Source organism: Micrococcus sp. TA1, assembly GCF_014199555.1.
Taxonomy (GTDB): Bacteria; Actinomycetota; Actinomycetes; order Actinomycetales; family Micrococcaceae; genus Citricoccus.
This window is the reverse complement of sequence record NZ_JACHNW010000001.1, coordinates 2,365,187-2,390,479: the sequence shown is the minus strand read 5'-3', so window position 1 is coordinate 2,390,479 and position 25,293 is coordinate 2,365,187. Positions and strand designations below refer to the sequence as shown.

Annotated in this window: 23 protein-coding genes and 1 pseudogene; 16 read left to right on the top strand and 8 right to left on the bottom strand. The window is 72.8% G+C overall.

Annotated features, from left to right (window positions below):
- Positions 1-5: 5 nt before the first annotated feature.
- The 4 genes from GGQ69_RS10510 to GGQ69_RS10495 all read right to left on the bottom strand — a co-directional run bounded on the left by GGQ69_RS10510 (position 6) and on the right by GGQ69_RS10495 (position 6,974).
- Positions 6-1,847 (bottom strand): ABC transporter ATP-binding protein, encoded by a 1,842-nt coding sequence (locus GGQ69_RS10510; protein ID WP_183527802.1) that lies wholly within the window; start codon positions 1,845-1,847, stop codon positions 6-8.
- Positions 1,844-3,730 carry an ABC transporter ATP-binding protein gene (locus GGQ69_RS10505; protein ID WP_183527800.1) on the bottom strand — a complete coding sequence of 629 codons (1,887 nt, stop codon included), beginning with the start codon at positions 3,728-3,730 and terminating at the stop codon, positions 1,844-1,846. Before GGQ69_RS10505 ends, GGQ69_RS10510 begins: the two co-directional genes overlap by 4 nt.
- An 83-nt stretch (positions 3,731-3,813) precedes the next feature.
- The gene (locus GGQ69_RS10500; protein ID WP_183527798.1) at positions 3,814-4,749 is read right to left on the bottom strand and encodes a metallophosphoesterase; all 936 of its coding nucleotides are present in this window, start codon (positions 4,747-4,749) and stop codon (positions 3,814-3,816) included.
- Between the two features lie 11 nt (positions 4,750-4,760).
- Positions 4,761-6,974 (bottom strand): transglycosylase domain-containing protein, encoded by a 2,214-nt coding sequence (locus GGQ69_RS10495; protein ID WP_183527796.1) that lies wholly within the window; start codon positions 6,972-6,974, stop codon positions 4,761-4,763.
- Positions 6,975-7,038: 64 nt separating this feature from the next.
- Here GGQ69_RS10495 and GGQ69_RS10490 point away from each other — a divergent pair, with 64 nt between their 5' ends.
- From GGQ69_RS10490 to GGQ69_RS10480, 3 genes are read left to right on the top strand one after another with little or no spacing between them, the layout of a single operon-like run.
- Positions 7,039-7,191 (top strand): hypothetical protein, encoded by a 153-nt coding sequence (locus GGQ69_RS10490; protein WP_010143091.1) that lies wholly within the window; start codon positions 7,039-7,041, stop codon positions 7,189-7,191.
- Entirely contained in the window at positions 7,188-7,661 is a 474-nt protein-coding gene (locus GGQ69_RS10485; RefSeq protein WP_183527794.1) for a RidA family protein, read from the top strand. The genes GGQ69_RS10490 and GGQ69_RS10485 overlap by 4 nt, the downstream gene beginning before the upstream one ends.
- Before the next feature lie 19 nt (positions 7,662-7,680).
- Entirely contained in the window at positions 7,681-8,640 is a 960-nt protein-coding gene (locus tag GGQ69_RS10480; protein WP_183527792.1) for an NUDIX hydrolase, read from the top strand.
- A 4-nt stretch (positions 8,641-8,644) separates the two neighbouring features.
- On the opposite strand, the gene GGQ69_RS10475 is transcribed toward GGQ69_RS10480, so the two are convergent.
- The gene (locus GGQ69_RS10475; protein WP_010143094.1) at positions 8,645-9,322 is read right to left on the bottom strand and encodes a Crp/Fnr family transcriptional regulator; all 678 of its coding nucleotides are present in this window, start codon (positions 9,320-9,322) and stop codon (positions 8,645-8,647) included.
- Positions 9,323-9,482: 160 nt separating this feature from the next.
- Between GGQ69_RS10475 and GGQ69_RS10470 the strand changes: the two genes are divergently transcribed.
- The 3 genes from GGQ69_RS10470 (at position 9,483) to GGQ69_RS10460 (ending at position 12,630) form a co-directional block, all read left to right on the top strand.
- Positions 9,483-10,673, top strand: coding sequence for a MarP family serine protease (locus tag GGQ69_RS10470; RefSeq protein WP_298044146.1), 1,191 nt, complete (start codon positions 9,483-9,485; stop codon positions 10,671-10,673).
- A gap of 171 nt (positions 10,674-10,844) precedes the next feature.
- Positions 10,845-12,488, top strand: coding sequence for a sodium-dependent transporter (locus GGQ69_RS10465; protein WP_183527782.1), 1,644 nt, complete (start codon positions 10,845-10,847; stop codon positions 12,486-12,488).
- A 1-nt stretch (position 12,489) separates the two neighbouring features.
- Positions 12,490-12,630, top strand: coding sequence for a methionine/alanine import family NSS transporter small subunit (locus GGQ69_RS10460; RefSeq protein WP_083843252.1), 141 nt, complete (start codon positions 12,490-12,492; stop codon positions 12,628-12,630).
- Positions 12,631-12,690: 60 nt separating this feature from the next.
- Here GGQ69_RS10460 and GGQ69_RS10455 read toward each other — a convergent pair whose 3' ends face one another.
- On the bottom strand, positions 12,691-14,727 hold the full coding sequence (locus tag GGQ69_RS10455) for an acetate--CoA ligase (protein ID WP_183527780.1): 2,037 nt from the start codon (positions 14,725-14,727) through the stop codon (positions 12,691-12,693).
- Positions 14,728-14,924: 197 nt separating this feature from the next.
- Between GGQ69_RS10455 and GGQ69_RS10450 the strand changes: the two genes are divergently transcribed.
- From GGQ69_RS10450 to GGQ69_RS16865, 10 genes and pseudogenes are all read left to right on the top strand, one after another.
- Positions 14,925-15,941 (top strand): hypothetical protein, encoded by a 1,017-nt coding sequence (locus tag GGQ69_RS10450; RefSeq protein ID WP_183527779.1) that lies wholly within the window; start codon positions 14,925-14,927, stop codon positions 15,939-15,941.
- A complete protein-coding gene (nth, locus tag GGQ69_RS10445) occupies positions 15,938-16,717 on the top strand; it encodes an endonuclease III (RefSeq protein ID WP_183527777.1) in 780 nt (259 codons plus the stop codon). Before GGQ69_RS10450 ends, nth begins: the two co-directional genes overlap by 4 nt.
- Positions 16,714-17,496 carry a CoA pyrophosphatase gene (locus tag GGQ69_RS10440; protein WP_183527775.1) on the top strand — a complete coding sequence of 261 codons (783 nt, stop codon included), beginning with the start codon at positions 16,714-16,716 and terminating at the stop codon, positions 17,494-17,496. Before nth ends, GGQ69_RS10440 begins: the two co-directional genes overlap by 4 nt.
- Positions 17,497-17,598: 102 nt before the next feature.
- A complete protein-coding gene (locus tag GGQ69_RS10435) occupies positions 17,599-18,576 on the top strand; it encodes a hypothetical protein (protein WP_183527773.1) in 978 nt (325 codons plus the stop codon).
- Positions 18,573-19,814, top strand: a complete 1,242-nt coding sequence (locus GGQ69_RS10430) for a TadA family conjugal transfer-associated ATPase (protein WP_298045139.1) — start codon at positions 18,573-18,575, stop codon at positions 19,812-19,814. Before GGQ69_RS10435 ends, GGQ69_RS10430 begins: the two co-directional genes overlap by 4 nt.
- Positions 19,798-20,409, top strand: a complete 612-nt coding sequence (locus GGQ69_RS10425) for a type II secretion system F family protein (protein ID WP_183527771.1) — start codon at positions 19,798-19,800, stop codon at positions 20,407-20,409. The genes GGQ69_RS10430 and GGQ69_RS10425 overlap by 17 nt, the downstream gene beginning before the upstream one ends.
- 1 nt (position 20,410) lies before the next feature.
- Positions 20,411-20,815: a type II secretion system F family protein gene (locus GGQ69_RS10420; protein ID WP_183527769.1), complete on the top strand. Its 405-nt coding sequence runs from the start codon at positions 20,411-20,413 to the stop codon at positions 20,813-20,815.
- Positions 20,816-21,011: 196 nt separating this feature from the next.
- Positions 21,012-21,281 carry a DUF4244 domain-containing protein gene (locus tag GGQ69_RS10415; protein ID WP_183527761.1) on the top strand — a complete coding sequence of 90 codons (270 nt, stop codon included), beginning with the start codon at positions 21,012-21,014 and terminating at the stop codon, positions 21,279-21,281.
- 75 nt (positions 21,282-21,356) lie between these two features.
- Positions 21,357-21,728, top strand: coding sequence for a TadE family type IV pilus minor pilin (locus GGQ69_RS10410; RefSeq protein WP_183527759.1), 372 nt, complete (start codon positions 21,357-21,359; stop codon positions 21,726-21,728).
- A pseudogene (locus tag GGQ69_RS16865) lies at positions 21,653-21,997 on the top strand (Rv3654c family TadE-like protein); the annotation flags it as partial. The gene GGQ69_RS10410 and the pseudogene GGQ69_RS16865, both read left to right, overlap by 76 nt.
- An 8-nt stretch (positions 21,998-22,005) precedes the next feature.
- Here the strand turns inward: GGQ69_RS16865 and GGQ69_RS10405 are convergent.
- Positions 22,006-24,369: a DEAD/DEAH box helicase gene (locus tag GGQ69_RS10405; RefSeq protein WP_183527757.1), complete on the bottom strand. Its 2,364-nt coding sequence runs from the start codon at positions 24,367-24,369 to the stop codon at positions 22,006-22,008.
- Positions 24,370-24,452: 83 nt separating this feature from the next.
- Positions 24,453-25,166, bottom strand: coding sequence for a GNAT family N-acetyltransferase (locus GGQ69_RS10400; protein ID WP_183527755.1), 714 nt, complete (start codon positions 25,164-25,166; stop codon positions 24,453-24,455).
- Between the last annotated feature and the right edge of the window lie 127 nt (positions 25,167-25,293).

Sequence of the window (25,293 nt, the reverse complement as noted above, 5' to 3'; positions counted from 1 at the left end):
GGGGATCACCCGACCAGGGAGTCCTGCCAGGCGGCGTGGAGTTCGGCGAAGCGGCCTCCGGCGGCGATCAGCTCCTCGGGGGTCCCGTCCTCGACGATCCGCCCGTCGTGGACCACGAGCACGCGGTCGGCGATCTCCACGGTGGAGAGCCGGTGCGCGATGATCAGCGCCGTCCGGTCACCGAGCAACCGCTCCAGGCCGGACTGCACCAGGCGCTCGCTGGGCAGGTCCAGGGACGAGGTCGCCTCGTCCAGGATCAGGACCGCGGGGTCGGCGAGGAACGCGCGGGCGAAGGACACGAGCTGCCGCTGCCCGGCGGACAACCGCCCGCCGCGCTTGGTGACGTCCGTGTCATAGCCCTCGGGCAGGGACAGGATGAACTCGTGGGCACCCACGGCCCGCGCCGCCGCCTGGATCTCCTGGTCCGAGGCATCGGGCCGGCCCAGCGCGATGTTCTCGGCCACCGAGCCGGAGAACAGGAACGCCTCCTGCGTCACCATCACCACGTTGTGCCGCAGGTCGGCGGCGGAGAGCTGGTCCAGCTCCACCCCGTCCAGGGTCAGCGAGCCGGAGCTCAGGTCGTAGAAGCGCGCGATGAGCTTGACCAGGGTGGACTTGCCGGCGCCGGTCTGGCCCACCACGGCCACGGTCTGACCGGCCGGGATCGTCAGGTCGAACGCGGGCAGGATCACCTCGCCCTGGCCGTAGCCGAACTCGGCGTCGCGGAACTCCAGGCGCCCCTGGGCCCGGGGCAGCGGCACCGGGGTGGGGGACTCCCGCACGGTGGGCGCCTCCTCGAGCAGCCCGGAGACCTTCTCCAGGGCGGCCGTTGCGGACTGGAAGGAGGAGTAGAACATCGCCACCTGCTCCATCGGCTGGAACACGCGCTTGCCGGCCAGCAGCAGGGCCACCAGCACGCCCACGGCCAGGGTCCCGTCCAGCACGCGGAACCCGCCGAGGACCAGCAGCGCCACCACGGTCAGGTTGCCGGTGACCAGCAGGGTCGGCTGCAGCACGCCGAACAGGTTCAGCGAGTGCACCATGTCGTCGCGGTACCTCGAGGCCAGCCGGTCGTAGGTCTCGTCGTTCGTCCGCTCCTTGCGGAACGCCTGCACCGCGCGGATGCCGGTCATGGTCTCCACGAAGTGCACGATCATCCGCGCGGAGGACACCCGGGACCGGCGGTACACCGCCTCCGAGCGCACCTGGTACCAGCGCACGGCGATCGCCACGGGCACGAAGGCCCCGAGCAGCACCAGCCCGGAGCGCCAATCCAGCACGAAGACCGAGACGGTGGTGAACAGCATGAACATCAGCCCGGACACCAGCGAGGACACGCCCTGGTCCAGCAGTTCCCGCAACGAGTCCAGGTCCGAGGTCTGCCGCGAGATCACCCGGCCGGAGGTGTAGCGCTCGTGGAACTCCAGGCTGAGCCGCTGCGTGTGCCGGAAGACCCAGACGCGCAGGTCCAGCAGCATCGCCTGGCTCACCCGGGCGGTCAGCCAGGTGTAGGTGCCCAGCAGCAGCCCGGCCGTCAGCGCGGCCGCCACGTAGGTCCCCCCGACGGCGGCCAGCACGGGGGCGGGGGAGTCCCCGTCCCGGAGCGTGGAGACGACCTGCGGCAGCCCCCAGTCGATGCCCCAGGCGATGATCAGCGGGAACGACGCGCGGGCGGCGTTGGAGACCACCACGAGCACCACGGTCAGGAGGAGCTTCCACCGGACCGGCCGGGCGAGGTCCTTGAGCAGCGTCCAGGACCGGGCCCGCACGTAGCGCCGCTCGGCGGCATCCAGGTCCAGGCGCTCCTCGCCCCGGGTGCCCAGGAGGGTGGCGTCCCGGCGGCTCATGCCCGGTCTCCCTCGGTGCCGGTCATCGCGGTGATCCCCCCGGAGTCCATGACCGACTCGATGGAACGGTCGGCCTCGAAGCTGGAGATGATGAAGCGGTAGTCGGCGGAGCGGGCCAGCAGCTCGGCGTGGGTGCCCACGTCCAGGATCCGCCCGTCCTGCAGCACCGCCACCCGGTCGGCCAGCGCCACCGTGGAGGGCCGGTGGGCCACGATCAGCGTGGTGGTCCCGGCCAGCACGCTGCGCAGCCGGCGGGTGACCGCCTCCTCGGTGCGCACGTCCAGGGCGGAGAGCGGGTCGTCCAGCACGAGGACCTCGGGCCGCGCGGCGATGGCCCGGGCGAGGGCGATGCGCTGGCGCTGGCCACCGGACAGGCTCAGCCCCTCCTCGCCGATCTCGGTGTCGAGTCCCTCCGGCAGCCGACGGGCGAACTGGGCCTGGGCGGTGTCCAGGGCCAGGTCCAGCAGCTCCTGGGCCGCCGCCGGGTCCGCGAGCACCTGCTCGGGTGCGCCCAGCAGCACGTTGTTCCGGATGGAGTCCGAGAACAGGGTGGAGTCCTCGAACGCGATCGAGACCCGTCGCCGCAGCTCCACCAGCTCGTACTCCCGCACGTCCCGGCCGCCCACCAGCACCTGCCCGGCGGTGACGTCGTAGAGCCGGGGGACGAGCTGGACCAGGGTCGACTTGCCGGAACCGGTCAGCCCCACCAGGGCCATCGTCTCCCCGGGGCGCAGGTCCAGGGTGATGTCCCGCAACAGCGGCTCGGCGCCCTCGGGGACATCGGGGTAGCGGAAGCGGACGCCGCGGAAGGCGAGGGCCCCGGGGATGCCGGTGGCACCGCCGGTTCGGGGTGCCACCGGATCCGCGATGTCGACCGGGGTGTCCATGACCTCGGCGTGCCGGTCGATGGCGGTCTTGGCGGACAGGGACATGCCCATCAGCTGCCCGACGGACTCCACCGGTCCGGCCAGCACCGCGGTGGTGGCGAAGAACCCGGCCACGGCGCCCACCGTGAGGTCCCCGGTGGCCACGAGGTAGATGCCGACGCCCAGGGACAGCCCGATGACCGTCTCCGGCAGGGCCACGATCAGCGAGATGAACTTGGAGAGCACGGCGGCCTTGTGGACCTCGGTGCCGCGCAGGGTGTCGGCTTGGCCGCGGAAGCCCTCCAGCGCCTCCCCGCCGCGGCCGAAGGCCTTGAGCACCCGGATGCCGTGCACGGACTCCTCGACGGTGGTCGCCAGGTCCCCGGCCTGGTCCTGGGAGAGCCGGGAGGCGGCGCGGAAGTCGTTGCGGAAGTGGAAGGAGCGCCACATGATCGGCACGGCCCCGGCCAGGTAGATCAGCGCCAGGACCCAGGAGGTGGCGAACAGCAGCACCAGGCCCACCACGATCGTCACGATGGAGACCACGAACATCACGGTGCCGAACGCGATCCACCGCCGCAGCAGGGACAGGTCACCCACGGACCGGGAGAGCAGCTGCCCCGAGGGCCAGGAGTCGTGGAAGGACACCGGCAGCCGCTGCAGCCGCCGGAACAGGGCGACCCGGGCACGGTTCTCCACCCCCGCGGCCGGGGGCAGGATGAAGACACGGCGCAGGTAGACCAGCGCTCCCTCGGCCACGCCGAGCACGGTCATGATGGCCACCGCCGTCCACACGTCCGAGGCGTCCCCGCCGGGGCGCAGCACGGAGTTGACCAGTTGCTGGATCACCTGGGGGATGGCCAGGGCCACGAGTCCGGCCAGCATGGCGGAGGCCAGCCCGGCTCCCCAGCGCCAGCGGATGCCCTCCAGGTAGGGCGAGAGCCGCCGGAGGGCCTCGGCGAGGCTGCGCTCCTCGCCCCGCACGCGCCGCAGGGATGGACGGGCGGACGTGGACACGGCGGGACCTCCGGGTCGAGGGGGTGGGCGATCCACCATCCTACGGGCGCCCGGGACGTTCTGAAAGACTCCTTTGACGCAGGTCAGCGCGCGACGACGTCCAGCACCACGGCCTCGGGCCGGCAGGCGAACCGGAAGGGCGCTGTGGGGGAGGTGCCGATGCCCGCGGAGACCTCGAGGGGGACGGTGCGGCCGTCGAGGCTCCACTGCGTCAGTCCCGAGGCCTGCCACGTGGGCAGGTCGCAGTTGGTGACGAGGGCGCCGTACCCGGGCACGCAGACCTGGCCGCCGTGCGTGTGCCCGGCGAAGATGACGTCGGCCCCGTCCGCGACCATGGCGTCCAGCACCCGCCGGTAGGGGGCGTGGGTGACGCCGATCCGCAGCGACCGGGCCGGCGTCGCACTGGAACCGCGGAAACCGGGCCAGGCGTCGCGGTCCAGGTGCGGGTCGTCGGTGCCGGCCAGGTCCAGCCGGATCCCCTGCAGCACCACGGACGTGTTCCGGTTGGCCAGGCCGGTCCAGCCGCGGGCCTCGAAGGCGCTGAACAGCTGGTCCGCGGGCAGCCGGACCCGGTCCGGGTCCTGGCGGGACGGTCCGGCGAGGTAGCGCAGCGGGTTGGCCGGCGTGGGCGCGTAGTAGTCGTTGGAGCCGGGGACGAAGACCCCCGGCACGTCCAGCAGTGGGCCCAGGGCCTGCAGCAGCGGACGGATCGAGGCGGGGGAGGCGATGTTGTCCCCGGTGTTCACCACCAGGTCCGGCTGGAGCGTGTGCAGCGTGGACAGCCACCGCAGCGTGTCCGCGTGGGCCGGCATCAGGTGGATGTCGGACAGGTGCAGGATCCGGAACGGCCGGCCCCCGGGGGGCAGGATCGGCAGCCGCTCGGTGCGGACCGCGAAGTTCCGGGCCTCCACCAGGGTGCCCCAGGCCACGGCCGCCGCGGCGGACAGGGCACCGGCCCCGGCCACCGCGGCCGGGATCGCCCACGTCCTGCGCGGACCGGTCACCTTCTCAGCCCCCACGGCGGGCCTCCTCACTCCGTCGAGACGACGGTGTCGGGATCGTAGTACGGACGGGGTCCACCGTAGTTGCCGACCGGGATCCGCTGTCCACCCTCGCGCGACCCCTCGGTGCGCGGATCCGAGCTCGGGCCGTCGAACGCGGTGAAGTCGTCGGTCGGGTAGTTCCCGGCCACGTCGCGCATGTAGTCGGCCCACATGGGCCCGGCGATGATGGAGCCCCAGACGTCGTCATAGGTGATGCCGGCGATCCGCTTGCCCTCCAGGGAGACCTGGTTGCGGAAGTTCCCGACCCACGAGGCCGTGGTCAGGCCGGTGGTGGAGCCGATGAACCAGGTGGACGAGGACCAGTTGTTCGTACCGGTCTTGCCGGCGATCTCGAACGGCATGTCCGTGGCGATCCGCTCGGAGGCGATCGCCTTGAGGGTGTTGTTCAGTTCGGCCACCTCCTGGGAGTCGGCGACCTTCTCGCACTCCACCGGGGGCACCTGGTAGGTGTTGCCCCGGGTGTCGGTCACCTCGGAGATGACGCGGGGTGCGCAATAGTTGCCGTCGTCCGCGAGGGTGGCGTAGGCGGCGGCCATCATCAGCGGCGACACCTCCTCCGAGCCCAGCACGAAGGACGGGTTCCGCGGGTCGATGGACTCGCCCGTGCCGGCGTTCTGGATGCCCACCCGGTCCAGGAGCCCAGTGATGGCGCACAGGTCCTGGGTGTGGGCCGCCGCCACGGTGGCGGTGTTGATGGACCAGTACAGCCCGTAGTCCGCGCGCATCGGCTTGTTCATGTCGGCGATCGCGTTGCGGACGGTCCAGCCGTTGCCGTCGACCAGGAGCGGGATGGTCCCGCCCTCGCCACAGGAGCCCTTGAACCGCGTGTAGGTCGGGTACTCGTTGATCCGCGCGTCGAGGGTGTCCGTCATGGAGTGCCCGGACTCGATGAACGAGAGGAACACGAAGGGCTTCATGGTGGAGCCGGCCTGGAACCCGGCGCCGCCGCCCATGGTCTTGTTGACGTTGAAGTTGATGGTGGTGCCGCCCTCGGACTCACCCGGGTCATAGGTCGTGTTCTGGGCCATGGCGCGGACGTTGCCGGTGCCCGGCTCGACCGTGACGAGGGAGGCTCCCAGCTCGCCGACCGTGCCGCGGTCGCTCTCGAAGGTGGTGTACGGGGCGTTCTCGCGGGCGACCTTCTCCGCCTCCTTCTGAAGGGTGGAGTCCAGGGTGGTGGTGATCTGCAGCCCGCCGCGGTCCAGCAGCCGCTGGCGGGACTCGAGGTCCGGGCCGAACGCCTCGGAGGACTCCACGGTGCGCTTGACGTAGTCGCAGAAGTAGTTGCCGAAGTCGGCGGACATGCACCCGGAGGACAGCGGGGTGACGTCCAGCGTGATCTCCGTGGCCACGGCCTGGTCGTGGGTGGCCTGGTCGATCTTGCCCGTGCGCAGCATGGCGGCCAGCACGGTGTTGCGGCGCTCCAGGGCGCCGTCCGGGTTGTTCACCGGGTTGTAGCCGTTGGGGGACTGCACCATGCCGGCGAGCAGGGCCGACTCCGGGATGGTGAGGTCCTTCGCGTTCTTGTTGAAGAAGTAGCGGGATGCGGCCTCCACGCCGTAGACACGGCCGGAGAACAGCACGATGTTCAGGTAGCCCTCGAGGATCTCGTCCTTGGTCATCTCCTTCTCGATGGCCACGGCGAGCTTCATCTCACGCAGCTTGTCCGCCACGTTCTTGGTGCCGGAGATGGTGGTGCGCTCGTTGTTGAGGTACTGCGCGTTGACGAGCACGTTGTTCACGTACTGCTGCGTGAGGGTGGAGGCGCCCTGCGTGGTGTCCGAGGTGGCGTTGTTCACGAGGGCGCGCGTCAGGCCGCGGGGGTCCACGCCACCGTGCTCGTAGAAGCGCTCGTCCTCGATCGCGACGATCGCGTCCTTCATGTTGTCCGAGATCTGGTCCAGCTCCACCGGGACCCGGTTCTCCGCGTAGAAGGTGGCCAGGACGTTCCCGTCCTTGTCCAGGACGCGGGAGGGCACCGAGAGCGGCTCCTCCTTCAGCTCCGCCGGCAACTGGTCCAGCATGTCCCCGCCGGCCGTGGCCGTGGCCCCACCCATCGCGGCGGCGGGCAGCAGCAGCCCCGCCGCGAGCACGCCGCACAGGGCGCTGACGCCGAGGAAGGCGACGATCTTGCCCAGCGTGGTGGCAGTGTCGAAGAAGGGGGACGTGCGGTTGACCATGGGGGCGATTCTACCGGCAGCATTCTCCCCCGCGCGCGAGGGAGGTCCGGCTAGGGTGGAGCCCATGACAACCTGGGAATACCTGATCACCCCGCTGCCCCTGCACACCCCCAAGCAGGTCCTGGACCTGCACGGCTCCGAGGGCTGGGAGCTGGTCACCGTGATGACCGGCCCCGAGGGCGGCGCGGTGGCCTACCTGAAGCGGCCGAAGCAGTGACCGGCGCACAGTCGGCGGTGGAGACCCGCCTCGCCGAGCTCGGGCTGACCCTGCCGCCGGTGACCGCCCCCGTGGCCGCCTACGTGCCCGCGATCCTCGACGGGGACCGGGTGCACACCTCCGGCCAGCTGCCGTTCGAGGGCGGACAGCTCGGCGCCACCGGCAAGGTCGGCGCGGAGGTCGACCCGGCGCGGGCCGCCGAGCTGGCCGCCGTCTGCGCGGTCAACGCGCTGGCCGCCGTGAAGTCCGTGATCGGTGACCTGGACCGCGTGGAGCAGGTCGTGAAGGTGGTCGGGTTCGTCGCCTCCGACCCCTCGTTCACCGGTCAGCCGCAGGTCATCAACGGTGCCTCCGAGCTGCTGGGCAAGGTCTTCGGCGACGCCGGCGCCCACGCCCGCTCCGCCGTCGGGGTGGCCGTGCTGCCGCTCGACGCGCCGGTCGAGGTCGAGATCTCCGTCCGTATCCGCTGAACCGCACCGGAGGGCGCACATGACCGAACCGTATGCCCCGCGCACCGGCATGGCGGTGGGGCACGGTCCGGTCCACCGCCCGGTCCGGCCGCCGCGACGCCGCACGTTCGAGCTGCCCGAGGACCAGCAGGCCGCGGCCCGCAGCTGGCTGGTCCACGGGGAGCGGCGGCCGCGGGCGGCCCGGCGGGCCTCCTCGGTGGCGATCGTCCGGGACGGGCTCAACGGCGTCGAGACCCTGTTGCGCTACCGGGCCGGGGCCACGCCGCTGGGCGCCGTGGCCTTCCCCGGCGGCTCGCTGGAGCCGTCCGACGAGGACGAGTGCGACTGGTACGGCCCGACGCCGGCCCAGTGGGCCCGGGTGCTGGGGCTGGAGGACCACCGGCTCGCCCGCCGGCACGTGGCCGGGGCGATCCGTGAACTCTTCGAGGAGACCGGCATCCTGCTGGCCGGCACGGACCCGCACTCGGTGGTGGAGAACCCCGGGGGAGGGGAGTGGATGGAGGCCCGCCGGGCCCTCGACGAGCAGCAGACCACCCTCCCGGCGCTGCTGAACCGGCGTGGGCACGGGCTGCGCACGGACCTGCTGCGGGCGGTGGGGCGCTGGCACAGCCCGCACTTCGCGCACCGCCGCTTCGACACCCAGTACTTCGCCGTGGCCGTGCCGCACGGCCAGGACGCCACGCTGCTGGCGGGCAAGGGACTGTGGGCGGAGTGGATGCCGGCCGGCCTGGTGCTCGCCGGCCGGCGGGGCACGCGGCTGGGGGACGGGATCGGCCGGCCGGAGACCGTCGGCCGCCGGCTCGGGGCGCTGACCGTCCCCGCGGTGGAACTGCTGCTGGAGCGGATGGCCACCGCGGGGTCGACCGTGGAGTTCCTGATGGGCCTGACCATCCGCGGCGGCGTCCCCGAGTACACCCCGGAATTGCTGGAGACCCTGGAACTGGAGGTCACCCTGCCGGGCGGGCGGTGGGGACGCTAGGCCCTCAGCGGGAGCGCTGGCGCAGGCGCTGCAGGTCCAGGACGACGACGGCGCGGTTCTCCAGGCGGATCCAGCCGCGCTGCACGAACTCGGCCAGGGCCTTGTTCACGGTCTCGCGGGAGGCGCCGACCAGCTGGGCCAGCTCCTCCTGGGTGAGGTCGTGGGCCACCAGCAGGCCGTCGGCGGCCGGCCGGCCGAAGCGGTCGGCCAGGTCCAGCAGGGCCTTGGCCACGCGGCCCGGCACGTCCGAGAAGACCAGGTCCGCCAGGGACTCGTTGGTCTTGGACAGGCGCTGGGCCAGGGCCCGCAGCAGCTGCATCGAGACCTCGGGGGTGGACTGGATGACCTTGCGCAGGTTGTCGTGGCGCAGCCCGGCCAGCCGGGTGGCGGAGACCGCGGTGGCCGAGGCGGTGCGCGGCGCCGGGTTGAACAGCGCCATCTCACCGAAGATCTCGCCCGGGCCGAGGACGGCCAGCAGGTTCTCGCGGCCGTCCGGGGCCGTGCGGCCGAGCTTGATCTTGCCGGACATGATGACGTAGAGCTGGTCGCCCTGGTCACCCTCGTGGAAGGCGGAGGCGCCCCGGGAGAGCTCGACCTCCGTCAGCTCCGAGGTCAGGGCCGAGAAGACCTCGTCATCCAGGTTGGTGAACAGCGGGGCCTTGCGCAGTACCTCGAGATCCATGTGTCCTTCGTCCTCACTGTTGACAGGCGTGTACGGGCATGCCGCCGGAAACGACATGCAATGACTCACGGACCATTCTGCCCCATGCCCGGCCATCGTGACGGTAAAATGAGTTCTCACGCGTGCGCCGGTGGCGGGACGCAGGATGGAGGGGTGCTTGGTGCTCGGACTGACCTGGCTGGACTGGGTGCTGCTCGTCGTCCTGCTGGTCTTCCTCCTGGCGGGGTACCGCCGGGGCTTCTGGGTGACGCTCGGCACCATCGTCGGGCTGGTCGCCGGTGCGGCCGCCGCGTTCTTCTCCATCCCCCTGGTCTCGGACTGGGTGCCGGATCCGTCGTGGCGCCTGATCGCGATCATCGCCGCCGCCCTCGTGCTGGTGCTCATTGGCCAGGCCGTCGGCGCCGGGATCGGCCGCGCCATCCGGTTGCGCATGGCGCTGCCGGCCCTGCGCACCGCCGACCGCCTGGCCGGGGCCGTGGTCAACACCGCCGTGGCGGCCGGCCTCATCGCCTTCGTGGCCTTCTCCGCGTCCTCCATGGGGCTGCCGCCGGTGACCGGCGCCATCTCCCAGTCCCGCGTCATCACGGTCATCAACGCCGGGGTCCCGGAATCGGCCAAGACGATCATCGCCCAGGTCCGGTCCACCGTCGCCGGTTCCGACGTGGTCCCCGAGCTGGAGGAGCCGATCGTCCACGCCACGCCCACCGCCGACCCCACGGCCCCGGAACCGGACAACGCCATCGACCTGGCCCGGGCCTCGGTGGTGCGGATCAGCGGCACCGCGTTCGTGTGCGGGCAGAACCAGACCGGTTCCGGCTTCGCCGTCACGGATGACCGCGTGGTGACCAACGCCCACGTGGTCTCCGGCCTGACGGAACCGGCCGTGGAGGACGCGGAGGGCACCGTCTACGCCGGCCGGGTCGTGCACTTCGACGCCGCACGGGACCTGGCCGTGGTGGCGGTGGACGACGCCGACCTGCCCACGCTGGACACCGGGGCCCAGATGACCGACGGTGACAGCGGCTACATCATGGGCTACCCCTCCGGGGGCCCGTTCTGGATGGGTCCGGCCGAGGTCCAGGCGCGCGGGGAGGTCACCGTGAACAACATCTACGGCGGGGACCCCGGTCCGCTGGACATCTACCAGCTCAACGCCGACGTCCAGCTGGGCAGCTCCGGTGGCCCGCTGCTGGACGATGCCGGTGACGTGGCCGGCGTCGTCTTCGCCCGGGCCGCGGGGGACGTCAAGGTCGGCTACGCCATCACCGGCGAGGAGGCCGAGGCGGTGCTCACCGGCGCCGGGCAGATGGAGGAGACCGTCTCCACCGGACAGTGCATCCAGGGCGGCTGAGCACCCGGACCTGACGTGCGGGTCTGGGGGCGGGAAGTGTACGCGCGCACAAGGACTGCATTAGTGTGGTCGCCACCACTTTCCGCACCGCAGCGCAGGACCGCACCGTCCCTCCATCCTCACGGGGCGGACCGTGACCCTGCGCGGCCGAGGTACTGACCGGGAGGGACCGTGTCGTCCACCACCGCATCACCCCAGAAGGCGAGCCGCGAGCAATTCGCGGGCCGCTGGGCGTTCATCTTCGCCGCGATCGGGTCCGCCGTCGGACTCGGCAACATCTGGCGCTTCCCCTATGTCGCCTACGAGAACGGCGGCGGCGCCTTCATCGTCCCGTACCTGGTCGCCCTCCTGACGGCCGGCATCCCGCTGCTGTTCTTCGACTACGCGATCGGGCACCGCTTCAAGGGCTCGCCCCCGCTGGCCTTCCGGCGGCTCAGCAGGTGGACGGAGTCGATCGGCTGGTGGCAGGTGCTGATCTGCTTCGTCATCGGCGTCTACTACGCGGCCATCATCGCCTACGCGGCGATGTACACCTGGTTCTCCTTCGACGAGCGCTGGGGCGATGACCCGGAGGCGTTCTTCTTCGGCGAGTACCTGCGGGTGGCGGACGACGTGGCACCGAACCTGGAGTTCGTCCCGTCCGTGTTCTGGCCGATGCTGGTGGTCTGGCTCATCCTGCTGGTGATCCTGGGGGTGGGCGTCAAGAAGGGCATCGCGATGGCCTCGCTCATCGGGATCCCGGTGCTGGTGGTCATGTTCGTCATCCTGGTGGTCGTGGCCCTGTTCCTGCCGGGTGCCCCCGAGGGGCTCAACGCGCTGTTCACCCCGAACTGGGAGGTGCTCACGAATCCCCAGGTGTGGATCGCGGCCTACGGCCAGATCTTCTTCTCCCTGTCCGTGGGCTTCGGCATCATGATCACCTACGCCTCGTACCTCAAGCGCCGGACCAACCTGACGGGCTCGGGCCTGATGGTGGGCTTCTCCAACTCGAGCTTCGAGATCCTCGCCGGCATCGGCGTCTTCGCGGCGCTGGGCTTCATGGCCCAGGCCAACGGCGTGGAGGTGGCCGAGGTGGTCACCAACGGCATCGGCCTGGCCTTCATCGCCTTCCCGACCATCATCTCCGAGGCCCCGGCCGGGGCGCTGATCGGCGTGCTGTTCTTCGCCTCGCTGGTCGTGGCGGGCTTCACCTCGCTGATCTCGATCCTCGAGGTGGTCGTCTCCGCGGTGAAGGACAAGCTGGGCTGGAGCCGCTGGACCACGGTGATCGTGGTGGTCGGGACCTCCGGGCTGATCTCCCTGCTGCTGTTCAGCACCACCTCCGGCATCAACGTCCTGGACGTCACGGACGCCTTCGCGAACAACTTCGGCATCGTGGGCGCCGCCCTCGTGGCGGTCGTGGTGGTGTCCTGGCTCCTGCGACGCCTGGACAACATGGTGAACCACCTCAACGCGGTGTCCTCCTTCCGCGTCGGCCGGGCCTACAAGGTCCTCGTGGCCGTGATCCTGCCCATCGTGCTGGCCTACATGTGGGTCTCCGACGTGGTGCTGAAGGCCACCGAGGGCTACGGGGACCTGCCGTCCTGGTTCGTGGGCACCTTCGGCTGGGGCATGTCGATCGCGCTGATCGTGGTCGCCGTCCTGCTGTCCCTGCTGCCGTGGACCCAGAGGTCGGCCCTGCACAGCGAACTGAACGACAACCTCGAGTCCGAGGACCTGCCGGAATACCCGGAACACGAGGGCACCGGCCCCGGCGTCCAGTGGGACACCGTCGGCCAGCACCATCACGCCGAGCACCCGAGAAAGGGGCACTGACATGGACCCGATCGCCATCCTGTTCTTGGTCGTCGCCATCGTGGTGGTGTGGGGCGGCATGGTCGCCTCGCTCATCCACCTGCTGAAGAACCCGGACCACCTCTCCGGCGAGGAGGGCATCGCGCCCGGCCCGACGACCTGACACCTCCGCCAACGACGAAGGCCCCGGACCTCGCGGTCCGGGGCCTTCGTGTCACCGCGGTTACGTGCGCAGCGACTGGGCGATCTGCTGCATGATCGTCGGGTCGGACAGGGTCGAGGCATCGCCCGGGTCCCGGCCCTCGGCGACGTCCTTGAGCAGGCGGCGCATGATCTTGCCGGAGCGGGTCTTGGGCAGCTCGGGCACCACCAGGATGTGCTTGGGCTTGGCGATCGCGCCGATCTCCCGCGCCACGTGGTTGCGCAGCGTCTGCTCCGTCTCGGCCTGGTCGACCTGACCGGCCTCCTCCGTGACGATCACGAACGCGACGACGGCCTGGCCGGTGGTGGCGTCGGTGGCGCCCACCACGGCGGACTCGGCCACGATCGGATGCGAGACCAGGGCGGACTCGATCTCCGAGGTGGACAGCCGGTGCCCGGAGACGTTCATGACGTCGTCCACGCGGCCGGTGACCCAGACATCCCCGTCCTCGTCCCGGCGGGCCCCGTCCCCGGCGAAGTACATGTCCTCGAACCGGGACCAGTAGGTGTCCTTGTAGCGCTCGGGGTCACCCCAGATGCCGCGGAGCATGGCCGGCCACGGATCCCTGATCACGAGGAAGCCGGCGGAGTCGTTGGGCAGGGAGTTGCCCGCCTCGTCCACCACGTCCACGGTGATGCCGGGGACGGGCACCTGGGCGGAACCGGGCTTGGCGGCGGTGACGCCGGGCAGCGGGGCGATCATGTGCGCGCCGGTCTCCGTCTGCCACCAGGTGTCCACGATCGGGGCAGGGTCCTGCTTGCGCGGACCCGGGGTGACGGAGCCGTCGTCGTTCTTCGTCCCGGCCCCGGCGTTCGCACCGATGACGTCCCGGTACCACAGCCACGCCTCGGGGTTGATGGGCTCGCCCACCGAGCCCAGGACGCGCACGGAGGACAGGTCGAAGGAGTCCGGGATGGACCGGCCCCACTTCATCATGGTGCGGATCGCGGTGGGCGCGGTGTAGACGATGGTGATCCCGTACTTCTGCACCAGCTCCCACCAGCGGCCGTTGTGCGGGAAGTCCGGGGTGCCCTCGTAGAGCACCTGGGTGGCGCCGTTCACCAGGGGGGCGTAGGCGACGTAGGAGTGCCCGGTGACCCAGCCGACGTCGGCGGTGCACCAGTACACGTCCGTCTCGGGGTGCAGGTCGAAGGTGTCGCGGTGGGTCACGGCGCCCTGGACCAGGTATCCGCCGGTGGTGTGCAGGATGCCCTTGGGCTTGCCGGTGGTGCCGGAGGTGTAGAGGATGAACAGCGGGTGCTCGGAGTCGTGCCAGACCAGTTCGTGCTCGTCGGAGGCGGCCCGGAGCGCGTCGTGCCACCACAGGTCCCGGCCGTCGGTCCACTCCACGTCCTGCTCGTTGCGGCGGACCACCAGGACGTTGGACACGGCGTGGCCGGGCGCGGACAGGGCCGCGTCCACGGCGGGCTTGAGCATCGAGGGCTTGCCGCGGCGCCAGGAGCCGTCGGCGGTCACCACGAGCTTGGCCTCGGCGTCGTCGATGCGCGAGCGCAGGGCGTCGGCGGAGAAACCGCCGAACACCACGGAGTGCACCGCGCCGATGCGCGCACAGGCGAGCATGGTGATGACGGCCTCGGGGATCATCGGCAGGTAGACGGCCACGCGGTCGCCCTTGGTCACGCCGAGGGACTCGAAGGCGTTGGCGGCGCGACGCACCTCGGCGGCCAGCTCGGCGTAGGTCCAGGTCCGGGTGTCCCCGGGCTCACCCTCGAAGTGGATGGCCACGCGGTCACCGTGGCCGGCCTCCACGTGGCGGTCCAGGGCGTTGTACGCGGCGTTGGTGGTGCCGCCCACGAACCACTTCGCGAACGGGGCGTCCGACCAGTCCAGGACCTCGGTGAAGTCCTGCTCCCAGTGCAGCACCTCACGGGCCTGGTCGGCCCAGTAGCCCAGCCGGTCGGCCGCGGCCTGCTCATAGCGCTCGGCGGTGGCCACGGCCTGCGCGGCGAACTGCTCGGAGGGCGGGAAGGTGCGCCTCTCCACCAGCAGGGGGTCCATGGAGCCGGAGGCGGATTCGCCGGAAGTGGACGTCGACATGCGTACTCCTTCGGTGCGGAAGATCTCGTACCGGGCCACGCCTGAGTCGTTGGTGTAACGCCCATCACAGGGCCCGCAGGGACAGCCTAACGTCCGAGGCCATCGCGTGCAGAGCATTGCGCGCGAAGACTGATTGAATGGTTCCCGAGAAGAACACGGGCCTGAGGGGGCCCGAAGGGGACACCAGGAGGACGCACATGAGCATCGCATCGCACCGTGGCCGGAAGGCGCCCGCGCGTACCGGCGGAGGACTGCGGCTGGACCGCTGGGACCTGGGCTTCTTCCTCGCCGTCCTGGTGATCCTCGTGGGCTCCGTCGTGCCGCTGGGCACCCTGCGGCAGAACCTGTGGAACACCCCCGGCGTGTTCTTCCTGGGCGTGGGCGTCGTGGTGCCCCTCGTGGCCGCCGGCCTCGTGCTGTCCCGGGGCGTCAGCGGCCTGGACGGACCCCGCGTGGGATCGCTGTCCACCGAGCAGTTCTGCCACGTGGCCTCCTGGCTCGCGCTGGCCTTCTTCTTCAGCAGCGTCGTCACCACGCTGAACCCGGTCTTCCTGATCGGGCTGCTCGGCGCGCTCGGCATGGTCCTCACCTCGCCGCTGCGCGGCGTGATGACCCGCGTGCTCGCCTCGTCCGCGGCGCGCCGTCCCCGGCCGGCCGCCGTCGCGGCCCCCGAGACCCCGGCGCCCCGTGAGGCCCCCGAGGCCGCCGAGGGCACGACGTCGGCACCGCAGCCGGGTGGGACGGCCTCCGGCCCGTGGCCCACCCCCGCCGCGGTCGCCCACGCGCAGGACACCCACGCGCAGGAGACTCCGGAGCCCGGGGCGGAGCCGGGACAGCCCTCCGGGGCCGAGATCGACGAGGACCTGGGCGCGACGCGGTTGCGCCCGCGGACCACGGAGGAGGCCGAGGCCTCCGCGACCGCCGCCTTCGGTGCTCCCGGCACCGAGGTGCCGGAACCCGTCGAGGAGACGGAGGAACCCCTCGGGGAGCCGGCCGCGCCCCGCGGGACCGAGCCGGCGGGCTACGAGGCGTTCTGGTTCGCCGTCGGGACCCCGCGGTGGACCGTGAACCCCGAGGACGGCAGCCCCGCGTTCGGCCTCGAGCCCGGCGGCTGGATCCTCGCGCTCGAGGACCGCGGCCACGAGTTCCTGGTGCAGAACACCGACGGACGGACCGGGGTGCTGAGGGACCTGTCCGACATCGAGCGGGCGTGAGCGAGACCCGGCTCGGCCTCACCCGCCGGGCCCGCAGGATCAACCGGGTCCTGGCGGAGGCCTACCCCTACGCGGTCGCCGAACTGGACTTCACCACGCCCTTCGAACTGCTCGTGGCCACGGTGCTGTCCGCCCAGACCACGGACGTGCGCGTCAACGCGACCACCCCGGCGCTGTTCGCTCGGTTCCCCGACGCCGAGGCGATGGCCCACGCGGACGAGCGCGAGCTCCAGGAGCTCGTCCGGCCGCTGGGGTTCTACCGGAACAAGGCGGCGGCCATCCAGGGGCTGTCCCGGGTCCTCGTCGAACGCCACGGCGGGGAGGTCCCCGGCCGGCTGGACGACCTCGTGGCGCTGCCCGGGGTGGGCCGCAAGACCGCCTTCGTGGTGCTCGGCAACGCCTTCGGTGTCCCCGGGCTCACCGTGGACACCCACTTCGGCCGGCTGGCCCGGCGCCTGGGGTTCACCGCGCAGCAGGACCCGGTGAAGGTGGAGCAGGAGGTCGCCGCCCTGTTCGAGCGCCGGGACTGGACCATGCTCTCCCACCGGCTCATCTTCCACGGCCGCCGGGTCTGCCACGCCAAGCGTCCGGCCTGCGGCGCCTGCCCCGTGGCGCGGTGGTGCCCCTCCTACGGGATCGGGGAGACGGACCCGGTAGCGGCGGTGGGACTGCTGAAGTACGAACTGGCCCCGGGGCGCGAGGAACTGCACGCGCGGATGCTGGCCGGGGCCACGCGGGCACAGCTGCGGGCCGAGGGATACAGTCTGGGAGCATGATGGAGATCGACGGTGCGCTGGCGGACCTGCGAGCGCTGGTGGCCCGGTACGGCGTCCTGGGGCCCGGCATGGCCCGGGGCGACCGGCCGAACCGGCTTCCCGACGACGGCCGCGGCTGGGACTTCGGCGTGGACCTGGAGCCCGGGGCGGGGGTACCGGCCGAATCGGCCGTCCTGGTGCTCTTCGGGGCCCTGGACCGGCGGCCCTCGCACTTCCACACCGACGCCGTGCCCGAGGACCTGGACCTGCTGCTCACCCAGCGGGCCCTGCACCTGCGCAAGCACCCCGGGCAGGTGGCCTTTCCCGGGGGCCGGAAGGACCCCGAGGACGCCGACCACGTGGCCACCGCCCTGCGGGAGGCCCAGGAGGAGACGGGACTGGACCCTCACGGGGTCCGGGTGCTGGGGAGCCTGCCGCCGGCGCCGTTGACGGTGACGAACTTCCGGGTCACCCCCGTGGTCGGCTGGTGGGACCGGCCCTCAGACGTGTTCGTGGTGGATGAGGGGGAGGCCACCCGGGTGTTCCGGGTGCCCGTGGCCGACCTGGTGGACCCGGCCAACCGGATCACGACCAGTCGCAGCGCCGAGCCCTCCGTGGGCGCCCGCCGCTTCCGCAGCCCCGGGTTCCTCGTCTCGGACACCCTCGTCTGGGGCTTCACCGCCATCGTCCTCGACCGGATCCTCGAACTGCTCGGCTGGGCCCAGGACTGGGACCGGGAACGGGTGATCGACATCAGCGGCTGGGACGCCTCCCAGCCGGTCCCCGTGCACCGGCCCTGAGCACCCCGCCCGCTCCTGCACAGGGGCCCGCCCCCGGGGAGCCGTCCCCGGGGCGAGGCGCCCGGCCTGCACCGCACCGGCCCGGACGGGCACGCTCGGACCATGACCAGTACCGCTGCGGTCCCGCTCCCCGTGCTGTATCTGCCACCCCCCGAATCCGGGACGCTCGCGACCCGGCTGCTGCACGAGGTCGCGGCCTGCGTGGCGGCCGTCGGGCACCGGTTGCACGTGCAGTCCCCTCAGCCGGGGACCGTCCCCGACGCCCTCGCGCAATTCTCGTCCGCCCACGGACGGGAACCGGTCATGGTCATCAGCGGCCACCTGGCGGGCGGGCCCACGACCGGGCCGCGAACCAGCGCCGTCGGCGTGGCCGCCGTGACGCTGGACGGGACGGCATCGACGAACCCGGATCCGTCCACCCTGACGCTGCCCACCCGGTCACGGCCGCTGTGCCGCATGCTGGCCCGCAGCGTCGACCCCCACCTGCCGGGCCGGGCGCTCATCCTGGCCCACCAGGGTGACGGCCCCGGTGGTGATGACGGCTGGCCCGGCCTGCCGTGGGGACTCACCCTGCTGCTGGGCGGGCCCGGCCGCGGGGTGCTCGTGGACCTGCGGGGCACCGGGGGCGGGCTGGACGCCCGCCTCCGGGCGAACTCCGAGGCCTCCGCCCTGACGGAGGTCCTGGGACCGACGCCCGGCCCCGCCCTGGCCGGCCGGCTCCCGGTGGCCGGCGGGGTGCGCTGGGGGAGCATGACGGGTCCTCCCGCGCAGCTGCTGCCCGTGATCGATGCCACCGTCGACACCTTCCGCTGGACCGTGCTCGACGTGGGCCGCGACGCGCACCTGGCGACGACGCTGGCCGCCGAGGGGTTTCCCCTGCTGTCCGTGACCGGCCAGGGAGGAACCTGCTGTCTCGAGGTCCCGGGCCGGCCCCCGGCGCGGTTGGCCCTGGACCCCTCCCTGTGGGGCGGACCCACCCCCGCGTCCTGGGCCCGGTCCGCCCGCCGTAGGGTCTCCCTCGACCTGGCCGCGCGGCTGGCCTCCCTGCTGTCCCGTGATCCCGCCGGGGTCCGGCGGTGAGCCGCGGCTGGGCGCCGTCGCGGCCGCCGTCGCCGTCCCGGCAGGAGAGGGCACGTCGCTGGCTGGCCGCGCGCGTGGCCGCGTCCGGGACCCGGCAGTCCGGCTCCGGGGGCGTGGACCTGCCCCCGGAACTGCTCGGCGAGGCCGTCCGGCGTCACCTGCCCGTCCACACGCCCGAGGAGGCTGCCCGGCAGATGACGGTCCTGGCCGACGGGCTCACCGGCCTCGGTCCGCTGGCGGAACCGGCACGCGGTCCCGGAGTCACGGACGTCCTGGTCGACGCGGAGGGGGCCGTGTGGACGGACGGGGCCGAGGGTCTGCGGCGCACGGGACAGAGGCTGGCCCCCTCCGAGGCCCGGCAGCTGGCGGTGCGACTGCTGGCCCAGGACGGGCGCCGCCTGGACGAGGGACAGCCCTACGGGGACGCTCAGGTCGCCGGTGCCCGGGTGCACGCGGTCCTGCCCCCGATCACCACCGGCGGACCCCAGATCAGCGTGCGACTGCCAGCGCCCGAGCCGCCGGCGCTGGACCGGCTGGCCGGGCGGTGGCCCCACGGTGAGCGGTGGCTGTCCGTGCTGCGCCACGTGCTGGCGGTCCGGGCCAACCTGCTCATCAGCGGGGCCACGGGGTCGGGCAAGACCACCCTGCTCGGCGCCCTGCTCGCCGAGGTCCCCGCGGACGAGCGGATCATCACCGTGGAGGACACCCGGGAGCTGCGGCCGGCCCACGGTCACGTGGTCTCCCTGCAGGCCCGCCCCGGCAACGCCGAGGGCTCCGGTGCCGTCAGCCTGGCCGACCTCGTCCGCCAGGCGCTGCGGATGCGGCCGGACCGGCTCGTGGTGGGTGAGTGCCGCGGTGCCGAGGTGGCCGACTTCCTGGCGGCCATGAACACCGGACACCGCGGTGCGGCCGGCACCGTGCACGCCAACTCCGCCCGGGACGTCCCGGCCCGGCTCCAGGCCATGGGCGCCCTGGCCGGGCTCGGACCCGAGGCGACGGCCCTGCAGGCCGCCAGCGCGGTCGACGCCGTCCTGCACGTGGAGCGCACAGCCGCCGGCCGCCGCCCCGTGGAACTGGCCGTCCTGGACCGCCCGGAGGGTGCGGAGGCCCGCACCCTGCGCGTCGTGCCGGCGATCACCGCCACCGCGGAGGGATTGTGCTTCGGCCCGGGACTGGATGCGCTGGAGGCCCTGACCGGGTCCACCCGGAGCGGAGGACGCCATGCGCTGGACCGGTGAGCCGCTGCGTCGCCTGCTCCCCGGCGCGGCCCGACGGCGGCGCGAGCACCAGACGGAGGAGTTCATCACCCTGCTGCGCCAGGCCGCGGCCCTGCTGCAGGCGGGCCGGAGGACCGAGGGTGTCTGGGCCGAACTGGCCGGACTCCACGATCCCTGCCGGTCGGGCACCCGGCGCCCCGGGTGCTGCCTGCACCACGCCCTGGTGGACGCGGACACCGCGGTCCTGCTCGGCCGGCCGCCCGGGCACGAGGAGGCCGGCCGGCACTGGGAACAGCTCACCGGGTGCCTGGCGGTCTCCCGGGAGGCCGGGGTTCCCCTGGCCGGGCTGCTGGAGCGGCTCGCCGACGCCTTGGAGGACGGTCAGGACGCCCATCAGGCCCGTGAGGCGGCCTCGGCCGGTCCGAGGTCCACGGCCCGGTTGCTCGGGCTGCTGCCCGTGGCGGGCCTGGGGCTGTCCGCGCTCGTCGGGGCCCCGCCCACGGAGCTGTTGGCCGGCCCGCTGGGCTGGCTCGTGGTGGGCACCGGGGCGGCGCTCGCCGTCGTCGGGCACCTCTGGACCCGTGCCCTGGCCCGCCGGGCAGAGGACGGGGCCTGACGTGGACGCGGCGCTGGCCCTGGACCTGCTGGCCGGACTGCTGGAGAGCGGGCAGGGGCTCGTTCCCGCCCTGGACCTGCTGGGGGCGCACCTGCCCGGGGCGGCACCGCTGCGCCGCGTCGCCGCCCTGTTGCGCCTCGGCGTGGACTGGGACGAGGCCTGGGAGACGCAGGACGAGGACCTGCGGGAACTCGCCCGGGAACTGCGCTTCGCCCACCACACCGGGGCCCCGACCGCGGCCCTGCTGCGGTCCACGGCCACCTCCCTCCGGCGCAACCGGCGGCGCAGGGCCGAGCAGCGCGCTGCCGAACTGGCCACGCGCCTGGTGCTGCCCCTCGGGCTCTGCCAGCTGCCCTCCTTCCTGTGCCTGGGCATCGTCCCCCTGGTGCTGGCACTGCTTCCCTAGGGGCGGTCTGGGGACTGACCGCTCCTCCACACCGCACCGGTGTCCGCGACCCGTCCAGAACCGGCGCCCCTGAGGACCCCACGCCGGAGCCCCCGCCAGCAGTCTGGAGGCGGGCGGCCGAATCCACCCGTCCCATCCACCGCGACACACCCCAGAAGAACCCAAGATGAACCCACGAAGAACCCAAGGAGACACCATGAACCCCTCACCCGCCACCGCGGACATCGCTCCGGGCACGGCCCCGGGCCCCGCCCACAACCCCGCCCACAACCCCGCCCAGACCCCCGCGCAGGCCCCCGTGCCTGTGCTCGACTGGTCCGACGAGACCGGGGCACAGACCGCCGAGTACGGCATCGTCACGCTGGCCGCCGTGGGCTTCGCCGGAGTCCTCGCCGTCGTCCTGGCCGGCGCCGACGTCCAGGGCCTGCTGCTGGACATCGTCAAGAACGCCCTCAGCTTCGGCTGACGGACCACCGCCACCGCTCCCGTGGTCCTCCGGCCCGCGCCGGAGGGCCACGGAAGCCCAGCCCGGGAGGCCCTCGTGCATCCATCACCGTCCGAGCGAGGATCGGTCACCGCCGAGTACGCCGTGCTGCTGCCGGGTGCCGCCGTGGTCCTGGCCGGGGCCCTGCTCGCCGGGGCCGCCACGCTGCAGCAGATCCGCCTGGAGGAGGCCGCTGCCGCCACCGTGCGCGAACTGGCCCGCGGGGAGACGGACGCCCAGGCCATCGGCACCGCCCGGCGCATGGCCGGTGACGGCGCCCGGCTGAGCAGTTCCCGCACCCCCGGCTGGGTCACCGTGACGCTCGCCCACACCCCACCCGGTCCGCTGGGCTGGTGGGACGGCTGGCAACTCGAGGCGACCGCCCACGCTCCGGACCAGTGGGTCGTGCCTCCCGCTGGAGCGCCGTGATCACCGGCGACCGGGGCGCCGGTGCGGTGACGGTGCTGCTCACCGTGTTCACCACCCTGGTCCTGCTGGCCGCGGCGACCGCGCTGGGCACGGCCGGCGTCGCCGCGGCCCGGGCCTCGGCCGCCGCGGACCTCGCCGCCCTCGCCGCCGCAGACGCCGCGCGAGGGCTGGTCGCGGCGGACCCCTGCGCGCTCGCGGGGGAGGTCACCGGGCGTCACGGCGGCCGGCTCACCGGGTGCTCGAGGGCCGACGGCGGCACCGTCCTGGTGCGGGTCCGCTACGCCTCGCCGCTGCCCTGGCCCGCCGAGGGCGTCTCCCGGGCCGGCCCGCCACCGGTCGCCTGGGAGTCCTCGGCCTCTCCGACGCCTCCCGCCCCGTCGACGTCCTCGACCGGATGACCCCGCAACCGGTCCAGGACGAAGGCCAGGAGCGTGCCCGCCCCGTCCTTGTCCAGGGGATTGTTGCGGTTGCCGCACTTGGGGGACTGCACGCAGGACGGGCAGCCGTCGGCACAGGCGCAGGAGCGGACCGTGTCCAGGGTCGCCCGGAGCCAGACCTCCGCCTGGGCGAACCCCCGCTCCGCGAAGCCGGCACCCCCGGGGTGGCCGTCGTAGACGAACACCGAGGGCTCGCCGGTGTCCGGGTGCAGTGCCATGGAGACCCCGCCGATGTCCCAGCGGTCGTTGGAGGCCACCAGCGGCAACAGGCCGATCATCGCGTGCTCGGCGGCGTGCAGGGCGCCGGGCAGCCGGTCCATCGTCAACCCGGCGGCCACCAGGTGCTCCGACGGGCAATGGAACCAGACCGCGGTGGTGAACAGCTCCCGGGCCGACAGCTCCAGGGGCTCCTCGCCCAGCACCTCGCCCGAGACCAGCGCCTTGCGCTGGAAGGAGACCACCTGGGTGGTGACCTTCACGGGCCCCGTGCACCACTGCAGGTCACCGCCGTCGCGACGACGGACCGTGTCCAGGACCTCGATCTCCGTGATGTCCCGGGCCTGGGTGTAGTACTCCGGCCAGGCCCGTGTCACCAGGACCGCGTGGGCGTCCTCGTCGAGGTCCTCCACCAGGTAGGTCCGGTCCTGGTGCACGTACACCGCCCCGGGGTGCGCCTGGTAGTGGGTCTGCGGCGAGCCCATGGTGCCCAGCACCGCCCCGGTGTCCGCGTCGATGATGTCCACCGGGCCGCCGCCGTCGTCCCGCAGGGAGACCAGGGCCGCCGCGTGCTCGGGATGGGTCCAGAACCAGCCGGCCGGCCGGCGTCGCAGGTAGCCCTCCGCCACGAGCCGGTCCACGAGGCCGCGCACGTGGCCGGGCTCTCCGAAGGCCGCCAGGCCGTCCGGGACCAGCGGCAGCTCGGCGGCCGCGGCACACAGGTGGGGGGCCAGGATGTGCGGGTTGGACGGGTCCGTCACCGAGTCCTCCACGGCGAGCTCGAACACCGCCTCCGGATGGTGCACCACGAAGGTGTCCAGGGGGTCGTCACCGGCCACGTACACGGCCAGGGACTCCTGGCCGGCCCGGCCCGCCCGCCCCACCTGCTGGAAGAACGAGGCCCGCGTCCCGGGCCAGCCGGCCACCAGCACCGCGTCGAGCCCGGCGATGTCGATGCCCAGCTCCAGGGCCGGGGTGGAGGCCACCCCCAGCAGCCGTCCCGTGCGCAGGGCGGTCTCCACCTCGCGACGCTCCTCCGGCAGGTAGCCGGCGCGGTAGGCCGCCACCCGCGGGGGCAGGGACGGGTCCACCTCCGCGAGCTCCCGCTTGGCGGCGGAGGCCATGGCCTCCGCACCGCGCCGGGACCGGATGAAGGCGATGGTCCGGGTCCCGGCCACGGCGAGGTCCGCCATCATCCCGGCCGACTCCGCGGTGGCCGAACGGCGCACCGGGGCACCGTTCTCACCGCGCGCGTCCGTCAGCTCGGGTTCCCAGAACCCGACCGTCACCGCACCGTGGGGCGAGGCGTCCTCGGTGACGGCCACGGCGTCCGCCCCGATCAGCCGGGTGAACGACCCGGCGGGGTCCGCGCTGGTGGCGGAGGCGCCGATGAACACCGGCCCCGCACCGTAGTGCGCGCAGACCCGGGCCAGCCGGCGCAGCAGCACCGCCACGTGGGAACCGAACACCCCCCGGTACACGTGCGCCTCGTCCACGATGACGTACCGCAGCCGGCGGAAGAACCGGCCCCAGCGCTCGTGGTGGGGCAGGATCCCGATGTGCAGCATGTCCGGATTCGTCAGCAGCACGTTCGCGTGGTCCCGGGCCCAGGAACGGTCCGCCGGGGCGGTGTCCCCGTCATAGGGGGACGGGCGCAGCCAGCCGGCCCCGTCCCGGGCCAGGGCGCGCCAGGCGACGAGCTGGTCCGCGGCGAGGGCCTTGGTGGGGGAGAGGTACAGCACGGTCCCGGCAGGGTCATCGGCCAGGGCGGTGCCGGCCGCGAGCTGGTAGCCCAGGGACTTGCCGGAGGCGGTGCCGGTGGCCAGCACCACGTGCCGACCGGAGGCGGCGAGCCGGGCGGCCTCGACCTGGTGGTGCCACGGCTCGAGCACGCCCGAGCCTCCGAAGGCCTGCACCAGGCCCTCCGGGGTGCCCTCGGGCCACGGCTCGGTCCGCGCCGGACGCTCCGGAAGGTAGCGCACGTGCACCAGCTGGCCGGGGACGGACGGCCTCCCCAGGGCCCGGGCCAGGGCCTCGGCGTCCCGGGGATCGTCGGTCCGGACGGGAGGGTTCAGCTGAGGTCCGAGTGGGAGGGGTTCTCGGTGTGGTCCTCGAGGGCCCCGAAGACGGTGACGTCCGCCAGCTCGGTCCAGCCCAGGTGCCCGTACAGGGCCTGTCCCTCGGCGCCGGCCACCAGCAGGCCCTCCTGCACGTCGTGCTCGAGGGCGAGGGAGGCCAGGTAGCGCATGACGAGCGAGCCCAGGCCCTGACGGCGGAACTCGGGAGAGGTCCAGATCCGGTCGAACACCGCGTAGCCGTCCACGGCGGCCACCCGGCCCCGGGCGGCCACGGCGCCGGCCCCGGCGGAGTGCTGGTCCGTGGAGGTGATGGTCAGCAGGAACCAGTCCGGCTCGTTGCGCTCGATCGCGGCCTCGAACTCCTCCGGCACGATCGGTGCCTCGACGTCCTGGCCGGTCATGTCCACCACCATGAGCTTCTCGCCCGTGGAGACCCGCTTCAGCGGCACGCCCTCCGGGATGGCCGGGGCGGTGCCCACCACGGTGAGCAGCCGGCCCGGGTGCTGCTGGACCTCGACCGAGGCGGCCGTCAGGGCGTCCTCATCGGGATTGGCGAGAACGTACTCCCAGTCCTGGCCGTCCGTGGACTGGTGCCCGGTGCGCAGCGAGGCGTGGACGGGGCCGTCGTGGCGTACCTCGTAGTCGCGGCACCGGGACCACCCGGTGACCCACGTGCTGACCAGAGCGTCGTTCAGGGCAGAAGTCATGGCAAGAGACTATCCCGTGACGTCGGGGGACCGCACGGGCATAACCTCTCCCGGTCCAAAACGTCACCTGGGGGTAGTCTGCAGCCCGCCGCCGACCCTGGCAACCACCCGGCCGCGTCCCACTACC